Below are 13,830 nucleotides of genomic sequence, written 5' to 3'. Positions count from 1 at the left end.
GTCAGGCTCCTTCGTGTTTCTTTACTGGCGTCAGCGCTATCGGCACCGCTCTCAGAACAGCTTGGTGATGCCGGCGTAAATCGCGCGCTGCGGACCGTATTGCGGAGCTTCGACACCGATGCCCGAGCCGTCGCGCAGTTCATACACGCTGTTGATCGCATTGATCACCACGAGGCGGACATCGAACTTGCCGACGATCGGTTCGTTGAAATGCTGGATCACGGCCAGATTGAGCTGTCCGTACCACGGCAGCTTGTCGGTGTTCGCAAAGCCGCTGCGCAAGCCGCTGCCCACGATCGCGTCGGCAGTGAACGTGGTCCTCCCCAGTTCATAGGCACCACCGAGCGACACGGTCACGCGCTGATCGTGGTCGAGGAACACCCAGTTATTGGCGATATACGCGAGTTCGGCCGCGGAGAAGTTGAACTGCGCCGAATCGACGTCCTTGCCCTGGGCCTTGCTATACGCGAGATTGAGATACGCGGAGACGTTGCCCTGCTTGTAGTTGGTGGTGAATTCGAGCCCATACACGCGGCCGTACTGATAGTTGAACGGCGTATTGATCAGCGCGGTGCCGAACTGTCCTTCGTCGAGCAGGTTTCTTGCGATCTTGTAGTAAGCGTCGAGGCCTATGGTCAACGCGGGCGTGATGCGCTGCGTCACGCCGATGTCGAAATAGTCGCTGCGCTCGGGCTGCACCGGGCTGTCCGCGGACACCTCGCTCTGATTGGTCGTGCCGACGAAACGGGAGACCGTAGTCGCAGAGACCAGTTCGAAATCAGGTGGTGTGAAGTAGCGCGAATAACCGGCATGCAGCGTGGTGGCGTTGGTCGGCTCGAATACGAGGCCGATACGCGGACTCAACTGGCTGGCGTGCACGAACTCGTCCATGCCGTCGTAACGAAGACCGTAGTTCAACGTCAGCTTGCTATTGAGCTTCCATTCGTCCTGCAGGTACGCGCTATACAGATAGCCCGTGTTGGCACCCGCGTCGTTGATGTTGAACGGGACGTCCGAGCTCTGATTGCCGTTGGCGTCGGTGGGGAACACGGAAACATTGTCGCTGAAGACGGCGTGCTCCTGCTCGACCCACACGCCGCCACGCAACGTGTGTGCGTCGTTGAGCCGGAACGTCGTATCGGCCTGCACGCCCTCGGCCTGGTTGCTGCGGAAGTCGGTCGAGGCCACCCCGTTGAACATCAGATCGCCGATGGGGTCCGGATTGAACTGGGTCCGCGTATAGCGTGTGAACAGCGACACCTGATAGTCGAGTGCGCCGCCATTGGTGCCCTGCAACGCTAGTACTCCGAAGTTGTTCAGCTCCGACTGCGTTTCGTTCAGATCGGCGGAGTTGAAGGTTGCGTGGCCGGCGAGCGCGAAATTGGTCGGCAGGCCTGGCGTGTTCGGCAGCTGGAACTGATTGGCAGCCGTGCCCGCCATCAACGTCACGCGTGTGAGCGGATTGATGATGTACGACAGGTAGCCGAAGCCGTTGCCCTGGCGCGTGTGATCGTGTATCGGACTGCCGTCCGCAGTCGGCGCCTCGATGCCGAGGTTGTTTTCGCCGAGCGAGCCGGTGAAGAAATAGCTGAGCGCACCTTCCGATCCGTAGACGTCGGCGCTGCTCTGCAGTGTCTGATGGCTGCCGCCATAGACATCGACCGAGCCGCCGTTGCCGAGATCTCCCGACTTCGTCGTAATGTCGACGATGCCGGCCGTCTTGTAGCCGTACTGCGCCGGCAGCGCACCGGTGATGAGGTTGACCTGATCGACGATGTGCGTATCGAGCGACTGCCCAAAGCCGCTGATCGGTTCGGGAATGATGATGCCGTTGATCCGGTATTGCAGGTCCGCGTGATCGCCGCGTACGTGGAGCTGGCCATACGAATCGTTGGCGACGCCTGGCGCCTGCAGCAACACCTGGTTGATAGGCGTGTTGTCCCCTTGCGGCAGCGCCTGGATGTCCGCCTGCGTGAAGCGGTAGACGCTCGCGCCGACATCCGGCTGCAGGCCGTTGCGGGCCTCGTTGAGGCGCTGTGCCTGAACGTTGACGTCGATTGCGCTGCCTTTTTCGAGCGCGACTTTCAGCGCGGGAGGCGTGTTGCCGTCGACGGTGGCGATGCTGGTATTCGACCCGAAGCCTTTCGCGTTGACGGTGACCGCGTAGGTGCCGGGCTGGACGTCGGACAGCGCGAAACGGCCGTCGTGGCCGGTGTGCGTTTGCGCGAGCGTGTGGCCGTCGGCATCCTGAATCGACACCGCGGCGTTGTCGACCGCGTGTCCCTGCGTATCGGTGACGGTACCGGTCAACGGGGCGCCTGCGGAGGCGGCAAGCGCGTGCAGCGAAACCGTCTGCGCAAACAGCAGCAACACGGCACGCGAGATGAGTATGTGATGTTTCATGTTCTTGTTGTGCGAGTGGATGATCCTCTTGTCGCGCCGGACTGGCCGTACTTAGCGGTAAGCGCCGTGTTTCAGGCGTGGGCCCGGTCTGCGAATTTAGTGATGTTATAACATAACAAATTGTTTGTGCAATCGCGGATTCGAATCTGTGGCGGGGAAGAACGCACACATCGAAATACCTGCTGCGCGATCCGACAGCAAATCGAAGCCAGGTTGAAAGGAAGGGCCATCTCGTGCAACGACGAGACTTGACCCGATCAGCGAGAGCGGCTCACGCGTTGTCGCATCACGGGTAAGGCCGTCTGGCAGATAACCCGTAACTGCTCTACATTTCCATGCAACGCAGGTCGACGACACTCTCGCCGGGAGACGCCATGACAGCAGTCAACAGGATCTGGCAACTGCTCTTCGGCAAACCGCTCGATCCCCTGGATCCCCGCACCCGTCATGCGATCGCCGTTACGCCGATCCTGGCCTGGGTTGGGCTAGGTGCCGACGGTTTGTCTTCGTCGTGTTACGGGCCGGAAGAGGCGTTTCTCGCACTTGGCCAGCATACCCAGCTTGCGTTGTTGCTGGCCTTCGCCACTGCGGCGACGGTGTTCATCATCGCGCTCGGCTATAACCAGGTCATCGAACTGTTCCCGACCGGCGGAGGCGGCTACAGGGTCGCCACGGCGCTGCTGGGACCGCGCCCAGGACTCGTGTCAGGCGCCGCGCTGCTGGTCGATTACGTGCTGACGGTAGCGACCTCGCTGGCAAGCGGTGTGGATGCTTTTTTCAGTCTGCTGCCGGTCAGTGCACAGGAGTTCAAGCTCGCTACCGAACTGATCCTGATCGTGCTAATGACAGGTCTCAACTTTCGCGGTATGCGGGAATCCATCATGGTCCTGCTGCCGATCTTCATGGGCTTTGTAGTGTTGCACCTGGGGTTGATCGTCTACGGCGTCGCCGTACACGGCAATCATCTGGCCGCGGTCGTGCCGGACGCGGTGGCCGAAGCGCATAGCATGTCGCATGGGCTCGGACCGCTGGTAGTCGTGGCGTTGCTGATGCGTGCGTTCTCGTTGGGCGGCGGCACCTACACCGGTCTTGAAGCTGTATCCAACAACGTCAACATGCTGGCCGAACCGCGCGTGCCGGCGGGCAAGGTCACGATGTTCTACATGGCCACCTCGTTGGCATTTACGGCGGGCGGCATCATCCTGCTATACATGCTGTGGCACGCAACGCCAGTGGAAGGGCAAACGCTCAACGCCGTGGTGTTCGGCAGCGTGATCGATCACCTCGGCCTGGGCTCGGCGTTCGCTCGTCATGCCTTGCTGGCCGCCGTGCTCGCTTTCGAAGCGGGTCTGTTGCTCGTGGGCGCGCAAACCGGCTTTCTCGATGGTCCCGCGGTGCTGTCGAACATGGCTGCGGATTCATGGGTGCCGCGCCACTTTCGCGATCTGTCGACGCGCCTCGTGCGGCAGAACGGCATTGTCGTAATGGGCGTTGCGAGTCTGGCGATCCTGATGTGGACGCACGGCAACGTGGACATCCTCGTGGTGCTGTACAGCATCAATGTGTTCCTGACTTTCAGCTTGTCGCTGCTGGGCCTGTGCACTTACTGGTGGAAGCATCGTCGCGAAAGCCGGAGTTGGGTGCGGCACTTCGCTCTCTCGGCGCTTGGACTGGCTGTGACGAGCACGGTGCTGGTGATCACGCTGATCGAGAAATTCACCGCAGGAGGTTGGCTGACCGTGCTGGTGACAAGCGCCGTGGTGGCGCTGTGCTTCCTCATCAGACGCCACTACAGCGATACGCGCGCGCAACTCGCCAAGGAGGATGCGTTGTTCTCCGGCGCGCCGCCGGCGCTCTCCGACGCCGCCGCGCCACTCGAGCCCGATCCCTCGCTGCCTACCGCTATCCTGCTGGTCGGCAAGCATCGCGGCGCGAGTATGCATGCGCTGCTGTGGGTCAACCGCCTGTTTCCTGGCCACTTCAAAAACATCGTGTTTCTCGCGGTGGGCGAGGTGGACGCGAAGAGCTACGAAGGCGAAGAAAACCTGCAGCGCTTGCAGCAAACCATCACCGCATCGCTGGCGTACTACGTTGGGTTTTGTCGTCAGCATGGCATCGCTGCCGATTACCGCGTCGCCTTCGGCACGCATCCGGTGATCGAATTCATGAAGCTGGCCGATAGCACCATGGACGAGTTTCCGAACAGCGTGTGCTTCGCCAGCAAGCTGATCTTCAAGCGGGTCAACTTCCTGACCGCATGGCTGCATAACCAGACCCCCGTCGAAATCCAGACGCGCCTGCATCAGCAAGGCAGACAGATGGTGCTATTGCCGATGAATGTCGGGTGAGCGTCAGGTGAGCGTTGGATGAGCGTAAGCGGACAGGTGCGTCTCGCTGCCGCCGAAAGCGCAGACGTGGTACGTTGGCGGACAGCTTATTTCCAGGGAGACGGGTGGTGACGGCTACAAACAAGATCGCGCTGGTCACGGGCGCGGGCAGCGGCATTGGCCACGCGACGGCACGCAGGCTTCTTCAGAACGGTTACAGCGTGGTGCTGGCAGGACGCCGGCAGGCGCCGCTCGATGCGCTTGCCGACGAGGCGCGGCAACGCGGCGAGGATGCGCTCGCTGTCCCGTGCGACGTGAGCGACCCCGCGAGTGTCGCCGCGCTGTTCGACGCCATCCGCGAGCGCTATGGACGCCTCGACGTGCTGTTCAACAACGCGGGACGCGGTGGACCACCGGTTGAGATTGACGAGCTCAGCGTCGAAGACTGGCGCGCGGTGGTCGACATCAATCTGAACGGCGTGTTTTTTTGTACGCGCGCGGCTTTCGGCATGATGAAAGCGCAGAGCCCGCGTGGCGGACGCATTATCAACAACGGTTCGATCTCGGCGCATGCTCCGCGTCCGAACAGCATCGCCTATACGTCGACCAAGCACGCCATCACCGGTCTGACGAAATCCGTTTCGCTCGACGGCCGCAAGTACGACATCTGCTGTGGGCAGATCGACATCGGCAATGCCGCCACGGAGATGGCCGCGCGGATGGCGACAGGCGTGCCGCAGGCCAACGGCGAGATCGTGATCGAGCCGCTGATGGATGTCGAACTGGTTGCCGATGCCGTATTGCATATGGCGAACCTGCCGTTGTCGGCGAACGTGCAGTTCATGACGATCATGGCGAGCAAGATGCCGTTCGTCGGGCGCGGGTGAGGGAGCGTGGAGCATGACTGACGCGCGGCTCGCAGCACGCCACGCACCGGATCAACTTATACTGTTTGATCCCATGTCACCCGGATTCAGCCGTGCCTCAAGCTTCGCCGAAGGACAAACTGCGCGACAGGCCGCAGAACGACCCGCTCGACGATCCGCCCCCGGTCCCGCCTGTGCGTCCCGACCTCGACGATTGCTGTCATAGCGGCTGCAGCCCCTGTGTCTTCGATCTGTACGACGACGCCTTTGACCGGTATCAGGCGGCGCTTGCCGAATGGCAGGCTCGGCAGCCGCTCAAACCTTGCCAGCCGAAAAGCCGCTCATGACCGATCTCCAGCCCGCCCTCATCGAAACGCCCGCGCTCGACGATCTGCATGACTTCGTGCAGCGTCATCCGCGTCTGTTCGTGCTGTCGGGCGCGGGCATCAGTACCGATTCCGGGATTCCCGGCTATCGCGACGAAAACGGCGAATGGAAGCGCTCGCCGCCGATCACCTTGCAGGAATTTCTCGGCTCGCTGGCGTCGCGGCAGCGTTACTGGGCCCGCAGCATGATCGGCTGGCCGGTGGTGGCGCAGGCCAAGCCGAACGACGCGCATCGTGCGCTTGCAAGGCTAGAAGCCGCCGGACACGTGCCGACGCTCGTGACGCAGAACGTCGACGGGCTGCATCAGCGTGCGGGCAGCAGTGACGTGATCGAACTGCACGGCAGCATCGGCGCGGTGACGTGTCTCGATTGCGGCACGCGGCATGCGCGCTCGGCGATCCAGCAGACGCTCGAAGCAGACAACCCGGCGCTGCTCGATGTGGTCGCCGAACCCGCCGCCGACGGCGACGCTCACCTCGAATGGCACGACCTCGGTGGCTTCCGCATTCCGGCATGTCCGAATTGCGGGGGCCAACTGAAGCCTTCGGTGGTGTTCTTCGGCGAGAACGTGCCGCGCGCGACTGTCGACGACGCCACACGCGCACTCGAAGCGGCGGACGCGATGCTGGTGGTGGGTTCTTCGCTGATGGTCTATTCGGGTTACCGCTTCTGTGTCTGGGCGCAAAAGATGGGCAAGCCGATTGCCGCGATCAATCTGGGCCGCACGCGCGCCGATCCGTTGCTGGCGCTGAAAGTCGCAGCGCCGTGCGCGGAGACCCTGACCGCGCTGGCTGCGCGTCTCGCGCTCGACTGAGGCGCCTACCGGCGGTCCTTTATCCGGATGGAGCCCGGATATGGCCCAGATTGCGCCTCGATTGCACCGCGATCAGGCCCAAAGCATGCCCGAATCGCCCCCGGATCGTCGATAATGGAAAGTCGTTTGCCGCGCCGCAGGTGTCTCGCTGTGCGAACGTCCGCGACGAACCCGCTTTGCACGAAACCAGAGGAAGAGCTTCGCATGGGCCAGAGTAGCGCGCTAAAGCGAGAATTCTGCCCGACAGCCAAAGCACTCACTCTGTTCGACACAGGAACGCCCATGCTGACGACCATCGAACAACTCGAGACGATCTACGGCCAGCCGCACGAGCGCGCGGTGCGCAAAGAGATTCCCTACGTCAACGAGGACTACCGCGCATTTATCGAATTCGCGCCGTTTGTCTTGCTGGCCACCGCCGGGCCGGAGGGGCTCGACTGCTCGCCGCGCGGCGACGCGGCCGGTTTCGTACGCATCATCGACGAACGGACACTGGCGATTCCCGATCGTCCCGGCAACAACCGTATCGACAGTCTGCGTAACATCATCGTCGAGCCGCGTCTCGCGCTGCTGTTCGTCGTGCCGGGCGTCGGCGAGACCTTGCGGGTCAACGGCCGCGGGCGTATTTCCGATGACGCGGCGCTGCTCGAAAGCTTCGCAGTCGAAGGGAAGCTCCCGCGCACCGTGCTGCTGGTCGACGTCGACGCCGTGTATTTCCATTGTTCGAAGGCGCTCGTTCGCTCCAGACTGTGGGATCCGGAGCGCCATGTGGAGCGCTCGCGCCTGCCGAGCGCCGGCGCGATTCACCGGCGTATCAACGGCCAAACTTTCGACGCACTCGCCTACGATCTCGAACTGGCCGAAAGAGTGCGTACGACCCTGTACTAAGATCCTGCACCCCATGAGCAACCCATCCACTTCCGACGCACGTCAGCACGCCCCCGCCGCCGAACGCAATCGCGATCCGATCCTCGCCGTCCTGCGGCAGGTGTTGCCGGCGAGCGGCCTCGTGCTTGAGATCGCCAGCGGCAGCGGCCAGCACGTGACGCACTTCGCGGCGGCGCTGCCCGACCTCGTCTGGCAACCGAGCGATCCCGACGCCGGCTCGCGCGCGTCGATTGCTGCGTGGACCGCTCATACCGGTCTGACGAATATCCGGGCGCCGCTCGCATTGGACGTCGAGCATGGCCCGTGGGGCATCGATTCAGCACAGGCGTTGATCTGCATCAACATGATTCATATTTCGCCGTGGACTGCCACCCAGGCGTTATTCGACGGGGCGGCCCGCTTGCTGGGCGGCGGCGGTGTAATGTATCTATACGGGCCGTACCGCCGTCACGGGGCGCACACCGCGCCCAGCAACGAAGCTTTCGATCAGCAGTTGCGCAACCGCAATCCCGCGTTCGGCGTGCGCAACATGGAGGCGGTGGTGGCGCTCGGCGAGGCGCAGGGGTTCGTCTGTAGCGAGCCTATCGCGATGCCTGCCAACAATTTCAGTCTGGTGTTCACGAAACGCCAGGGCGCGACTCGAATCTGAACCGGGAAGCGCACTAACGAGCGGCAATCGGCCATTTCTTTTATGCTTTCATCCTCGACGCCCCGTCGGCGGCATTTTGGGCGCGGCGTCTCGACAATTCGGAATCTGGAGAATTCAAATGGGCAAACAGGCAATCGGCGTAGTGGGGCTAGCGGTCATGGGCCGCAATCTGGCACTCAACATCGAAAGCCGCGGTCATGCGGTGTCCGTCTTTAACCGCAGCCGTGAGAAAACCGATGAACTGATCGCAGAATATCCCGATCGCAAGCTGGTGCCGACTTACACGCTCGAAGAGTTCGTCGAGTCGCTGGAAAAGCCGCGCCGCATTCTGATGATGGTCAAGGCGGGCGCAGGCACCGACGACACGATCGCCTCGCTCAAACCGCTGCTGGACAAGGGCGACATTCTGATCGATGGCGGCAACACGCATTTCACCGACACGATCCGCCGCAATCAAGAACTGGCCAAGGCCGGCCTGCATTTCATCGGCACGGGCGTCTCGGGCGGTGAAGAAGGCGCGCTGAAAGGTCCGTCGATCATGCCGGGCGGCCAGCGCGACGCGTACGACCTGGTTGCACCGATCCTGACAGAAATCGCCGCCAAGGCGCCGGATGGCGAGCCGTGCGTGGCGTATATGGGCCCGGACGGCGCAGGCCACTTCGTGAAAATGGTGCACAACGGCATCGAATACGGCGACATGCAACTGATCGCCGAAAGCTATTCGGTGCTGAAGCAGGTGGTCGGCCTGTCGAACAAGGAACTGGGCGAGGTCTACACCGAGTGGAACAAGGGCGAGCTCGACAGCTACCTGATGGAAATCACCTCGAAGATCTTCAACAAGAAGGACGACGAGACGGGCAAGGATCTGGTGGACGTGATCCTCGACCGCGCCGCGCAAAAGGGCACCGGCAAGTGGACGAGCCAGAACGCGCTCGATCTCGGCGTGCCGTTGCCGCTGATCACCGAGTCGGTGTTTGCGCGCGTGCTGTCGTCGCTGAAGACCGAGCGTGTCGCCGCGAGCAAGGTCATCAAGGGACCGGAACCCAAGGCGTTCGACGGCGATCGTGCCGCTTTCATCGAATCGGTGCGCCGCGCGCTCTACTTCAGCAAGGTGATCTCGTACGCGCAGGGCTTCGCGCAATTGCGGGCGGCTTCGGAAGAGTACAAATGGGATCTGGACTTCGGCACGATCGCGAAGATCTTCCGCGCGGGCTGTATCATCCGCGCCCGCTTCCTGCAGAAGATCACGGACGCGTATTCGAAAGACAAGGCGATCGCCAACCTGCTGCTCGACCCGTACTTCAACGACATCGCTTCGAACTATCAGGGAGCGTTGCGTGACGTGGTGATCGCTGCGGTGAAGGCGGGCGTGCCGGTGCCGACGTTTGCATCGGCGGTGGCGTACTTCGATGCCTATCGCTCCGAGCGTCTGCCGGCCAACCTCGTGCAGGCTCAACGCGACTTCTTCGGCGCGCATACCTTCGAGCGCGTCGACAAGCCGGGCAGCTTCCACGCCAATTGGTCCTGATCGTTACGATGTAGGACAGCGGCGCCGCCGGACCTGGACATCTGCTGCGCCCAACAGCCCGGGCGCCCTGTTAAGGGGCGGCCCGGGCTGTTTGCCAATCAACGGCCCGGCAGATGCGGCACGCCTTCATTGCTGGTCAGATTGAGTTGATGAATCTGCCGGTGTGCCTTGTTCAATTGCGCCTGCGCGGCGACGCGCTGCGCCTCCAGTTGCGCGACCTCCTTGCGCACCTGATGCATCCGCCCCGACACTGCCTGCTCCTGCACGCTATTGCGCTGCAAATCGCAGCGCAGGCGTTCAGCCTGGGCTTCAGATTCCGCGATCATCCGTGCGAGCTGTTCGTTCTGCGCAGCCAGTTGCGCACGACGTGTCTCGCCCTCCGAGAGACGCGTGGCCTGTTCTTCGAAGTGATGGAAAGCGGCCTCGGCGGCATCCAGGTCCGCGGCTTTCAGCGCACGCCAGAGTGTGCCGTTCTGATACAGCGCCACGTAATAGGCCAGCTCGCGCGCATGGAACAACAGGCTCACCGAGTAGTCGAAACTTCGGAACACCCGGAACGGCGTTAAGGCTTCTTCCTCGGCTAGCCATTCGATTTCCGCGCTGTCGGCCATTTGTACCGGCCGGCCGCTTGTCTGGGAAGGTACGACCGGAACGGGCCTTAAGGTCGTGACAGGCCGCGGTGGCTCGGCAGGTGTCGAAGCGGACGGACTGGGCGAACTGCTGACGTTTGCCGCTGGCTCGTCGTCTGACGAGGTGGTGTTGTCGTGGGCCACCTGGACAAGGTGGGATGGGCCAGTGGCGAGCAGTGCACTGCGTCGGTTCAGGAGACTTTTCACGGCAGTTCCTCAAAGTGACTCGCCCGAAACCGCGAGGCGGCGCCGACAGTGCAGCATGCCGGGCTACCAGGCGGTGCGTGCGGTGAACGAAAACGGAGGGGCGCAGCGGCCAGAAGCCGCCAGCCCGCAGCAGTGCGACTCAGTGCAGCGTGCGCTGCCGGCGCGCGAGATCGCCGAACAGCTCGCTGCTGGGTTCGAGCGCGAGAAGCCACGACTCGTCGTAGCCGCTCAGGTTGTCGAGCGCTTCGCGCAGCCGCTCCAGCGCGACCGCAGGAAGCTCGACGCTGGCCTCGACGCCGCTCGACAGACGCGCGATGCTGGCCAGTTGCACCAAGGCATCCGCCGCTTCGGCGACGTCCGCTGCGAACACAAGGTGAGTATTGAGCAGCTCGACCAGACCCGGGGATGTCGCAACATCTTCGACGTTTAACTGCACGGCCAGAAACGTGGCTTTGTTCATCCCCGAGCTCCTCACGGACTGTACATGGCGGCGAGCGGTTCGCCTGCTGTGCGTTGCGTCAGCAAGACCCAGTATAGGCGAGGCGGGGAGGGATTCAATGCTCACACGAATTCTCGCCCGCTCTGGACAACGTTCTGCAGCGTGGCCGGCAGGCTGCGCACCCTATAATGGTGCGTGCGGATTCTCCCCTGAGGACCGTTTTATGTGCAGTGCAGCATGCCGTGTGGCACACGGTCTGCGTGGACTATCCGGTTGGCATATCCATCATGAAGATTATCCGCAGCAAGACATTTACGGCTGAGCGCCCATGGGGCGCACTCGATATCGCCAACATGCGTGGCATCACCACGCGGTTGCACTGGACGGATCAGCCGTGCAAATGGCACGTCAACGACGGCGAGGAGGTCTTCGCCGTTCTGGACGGCCGGGTTGAGATGCGTTACCGCGAAGCGGGCGAGGAGCGCTCGGCGATGCTGGAGACAGGCGATGTCTTCTACGCATCGGTCGGGACCGAACACGTTGCGCATCCGGTGGGCGAGGCGCGCATTCTCGTGGTCGAGTCCGAGGGTAGCGTTTGACGTTGGCGGGCCTCATGTTTGTCACGCCGACGCTTGAAGATTGATTGACTCACGTGCCGAGGATTATCAGATGACAGAAAAGTCGCAACGTGCAGCTACACAGGTTCTGATTGCTGTTTCCATCGCGGCCGCGCTCAGTGGTTGCACGACGATGCCGTGGGGCGGAACATCCTACGACAATACTTCGGGGGGGTACCAGACCAACGGCGCGCCAACCGGGGCGGTGGCCGCCGGCTACTATCGCGTGAATCCTGGCGACACGCTGCCGGGCATTGCTGCCGCTTATGGACAACGTCCACAGGATCTGGCGCGCTGGAACGGCCTTCAGCCCAACGCCAGCGTGACGGTGGGTCAGGTGCTGCGCGTGTCGCCGCCGCCGCCGGTGCCGGGGAACCCGGCGCCAGGCTCGGGTGCAGTGGCGCAGCAGGGGCAACTGGTGTGGCCGCTGCGTGGACCCGTGCTCAGACCGTTCATGCCGGGTAGCACCAAGGGTATCGTGATTGGCGGCAGGATCGGCGATCCGGTCAAGGCGGCCGCCGCGGGACGGGTCGTGTACGCGGGCACCGGCATCGAAGCGTATGGGCCGTTGATCATCATCAAGCACAGCGACTCGCTGATTACGGCGTATGGCCAGAACAGCACGTTGCTGGTCAAGGAAGGTGATGCTGTCACGCAAGGGCAGACCATCGGCGAGGTGGGGGCGGATAGCCGGGGCATCGGCTCGATCCAGTTCGAGGTGCGTCAGGACGGACACCCTGTCGATCCGCTGAACTGGTTGCCGAAGACGGGCGGTTAGTGCGCGGTCGTTAGTGGCATAGGAAGCGGGCGTCAACCATAGCGTGGGTGGCTCGTCCGCTTGCCATCGCGCCTTAAACGCCGCTTGCAATTTGTCTGTGGGCCATGCGCTGTTTTCGACCGGTTTTCAGCGCCTCCATAATTGAATACACTGGTCGATTATCACGTCGTCGCCCAGGCCGGGCGCGAGCCGAAATTGGCGCGGGCCATGGCGCCCTCACACAGGAATTCCACATGATCGATTTGCGCAGCGATACCGTCACCCGTCCGAGTCAGGCGATGCTGGCGGCCATGATGTCCGCCGAAGTTGGAGACGACGTATGGGGCGACGACCCGACCGTGTTGCGTCTGCAAGCCGCTGTGGCCGAGCGCGCCGGCAAGGAAGTGGGCCTGTTCTTTCCGAGCGGCACACAGAGCAACCTGGCCGCGTTGATGGCGCATTGCGGACGTGGCGATGAATACATCGTCGGTCAGGCGGCCCACACCTACAAATACGAAGGCGGCGGCGCAGCGGTGCTCGGCAGCATCCAGCCGCAGCCGATCGAAAATGCCGCAGACGGCTCGCTGCCGCTCGACAAGATCGTGGCCGCCATCAAACCCATCGACGATCACTTCGCGCGCACGCGGTTGCTGGCGCTGGAGAACACGATCGGCGGCAAGGTGCTGCTGGCGGGTTATGTGGCCGAAGCGGTGCAACTCGCGCGTGAGCACAAGCTCGCGACCCATCTCGACGGCGCGCGCGTCTTCAATGCCGCGGTCGCATCGGGCCAGCCGCTGATAGCGCTATGCGCACCGTTCGATTCGGTTTCGATCTGCTTCTCAAAAGGATTAGGGACGCCGGTGGGGTCGGTGCTGGTCGGCAGCAAGGCGTTGCTGGAGAGCGCTCACCGTTGGCGCAAGGTGCTCGGCGGCGGCATGCGTCAGGCGGGCATTCTGGCGGCGGCCTGCCTGTATGCGCTCGATCACAACGTCGAGCGCCTCGCCGAGGATCACGCGAACGCCGCGCATCTGGCCGCGGGTCTCGCGCAGATCGATCAGGTCAAGGTGCAGTCGCAGGCCACCAACATGGTGTTCGCGCAGTTTCCAAAGCAACATTGCGCGCCGCTCGAAGCGTGGCTGAAGGAGCGCGGCATCCTGACCCAGATGCTGTACGCGTCGCGTTTCGTCACGCATATGGACGTGTCGCGTGCGGATATCGATACCTTCCTGGCCGCGGTGAAGGGATATTTCACGGCGCATTGAAAGGCCGAACGGCGGCCGCCGCTCGCTCCACGGCGACCGCTTATCCAATACTCCGCA

The 13,830-nt window shown here is 62.8% G+C and carries 13 protein-coding genes; 10 read left to right on the top strand and 3 right to left on the bottom strand.

Annotated elements, in window-relative coordinates; all coding sequences use genetic code 11:
* Positions 1–51 precede the first annotated feature (51 nt).
* Complete coding sequence (locus P3T17_RS17680; protein ID WP_429408209.1) at positions 52–2,403, bottom strand: TonB-dependent receptor; 2,352 nt, start codon at positions 2,401–2,403, stop codon at positions 52–54.
* Between the two features lie 374 nt (positions 2,404–2,777).
* Here P3T17_RS17680 and P3T17_RS17675 point away from each other — a divergent pair, with 374 nt between their 5' ends.
* From P3T17_RS17675 to gndA, 7 genes are all read left to right on the top strand, one after another.
* A complete protein-coding gene (locus P3T17_RS17675; protein ID WP_074269102.1) occupies positions 2,778–4,751 on the top strand; it encodes an APC family permease in 1,974 nt (657 codons plus the stop codon).
* Positions 4,752–4,858: 107 nt separating this feature from the next.
* Complete coding sequence (locus P3T17_RS17670) at positions 4,859–5,617, top strand: SDR family oxidoreductase (RefSeq protein WP_429408207.1); 759 nt, start codon at positions 4,859–4,861, stop codon at positions 5,615–5,617.
* 92 nt (positions 5,618–5,709) lie between these two features.
* Entirely contained in the window at positions 5,710–5,943 is a 234-nt protein-coding gene (locus P3T17_RS17665) for an oxidoreductase-like domain-containing protein (protein ID WP_254369061.1), read from the top strand.
* Complete coding sequence (locus P3T17_RS17660) at positions 5,940–6,797, top strand: NAD-dependent protein deacetylase (RefSeq protein WP_074269100.1); 858 nt, start codon at positions 5,940–5,942, stop codon at positions 6,795–6,797. The genes P3T17_RS17665 and P3T17_RS17660 overlap by 4 nt, the downstream gene beginning before the upstream one ends.
* A gap of 282 nt (positions 6,798–7,079) precedes the next feature.
* Complete coding sequence (locus P3T17_RS17655) at positions 7,080–7,685, top strand: pyridoxamine 5'-phosphate oxidase family protein (RefSeq protein ID WP_429408206.1); 606 nt, start codon at positions 7,080–7,082, stop codon at positions 7,683–7,685.
* A 13-nt stretch (positions 7,686–7,698) separates the two neighbouring features.
* Positions 7,699–8,334, top strand: coding sequence for a DUF938 domain-containing protein (locus P3T17_RS17650; RefSeq protein ID WP_429408205.1), 636 nt, complete (start codon positions 7,699–7,701; stop codon positions 8,332–8,334).
* A gap of 118 nt (positions 8,335–8,452) precedes the next feature.
* Positions 8,453–9,862: an NADP-dependent phosphogluconate dehydrogenase gene (gene gndA, locus P3T17_RS17645; RefSeq protein WP_074269097.1), complete on the top strand. Its 1,410-nt coding sequence runs from the start codon at positions 8,453–8,455 to the stop codon at positions 9,860–9,862.
* Positions 9,863–9,960: 98 nt separating this feature from the next.
* On the opposite strand, the gene P3T17_RS17640 is transcribed toward gndA, so the two are convergent.
* Both P3T17_RS17640 and P3T17_RS17635 read right to left on the bottom strand, forming a co-directional pair.
* Complete coding sequence (locus P3T17_RS17640) at positions 9,961–10,698, bottom strand: DUF2968 domain-containing protein (protein ID WP_429285972.1); 738 nt, start codon at positions 10,696–10,698, stop codon at positions 9,961–9,963.
* A gap of 139 nt (positions 10,699–10,837) precedes the next feature.
* Positions 10,838–11,158, bottom strand: a complete 321-nt coding sequence (locus tag P3T17_RS17635) for a hypothetical protein (RefSeq protein ID WP_074269095.1) — start codon at positions 11,156–11,158, stop codon at positions 10,838–10,840.
* Between the two features lie 266 nt (positions 11,159–11,424).
* Here P3T17_RS17635 and P3T17_RS17630 point away from each other — a divergent pair, with 266 nt between their 5' ends.
* The 3 genes from P3T17_RS17630 (at position 11,425) to ltaE (ending at position 13,773) form a co-directional block, all read left to right on the top strand.
* The gene (locus P3T17_RS17630) at positions 11,425–11,736 is read left to right on the top strand and encodes a cupin domain-containing protein (RefSeq protein ID WP_429408203.1); all 312 of its coding nucleotides are present in this window, start codon (positions 11,425–11,427) and stop codon (positions 11,734–11,736) included.
* A 70-nt stretch (positions 11,737–11,806) separates the two neighbouring features.
* Positions 11,807–12,532 carry a peptidoglycan DD-metalloendopeptidase family protein gene (locus P3T17_RS17625; RefSeq protein WP_074269094.1) on the top strand — a complete coding sequence of 242 codons (726 nt, stop codon included), beginning with the start codon at positions 11,807–11,809 and terminating at the stop codon, positions 12,530–12,532.
* 233 nt (positions 12,533–12,765) lie between these two features.
* Positions 12,766–13,773, top strand: a complete 1,008-nt coding sequence (ltaE, locus tag P3T17_RS17620; RefSeq protein WP_429408201.1) for a low-specificity L-threonine aldolase — start codon at positions 12,766–12,768, stop codon at positions 13,771–13,773.
* Positions 13,774–13,830: the final 57 nt, after the last annotated feature.

This window comes from Paraburkholderia sp. GAS82 (assembly GCF_050436285.1).
GTDB classification, from domain to species: Bacteria; Pseudomonadota; Gammaproteobacteria; order Burkholderiales; family Burkholderiaceae; genus Paraburkholderia; species Paraburkholderia phenazinium_B.
The sequence above is the reverse complement of the archived record's forward strand: the minus strand, read 5'-3'. Positions and strand labels throughout refer to the sequence as shown.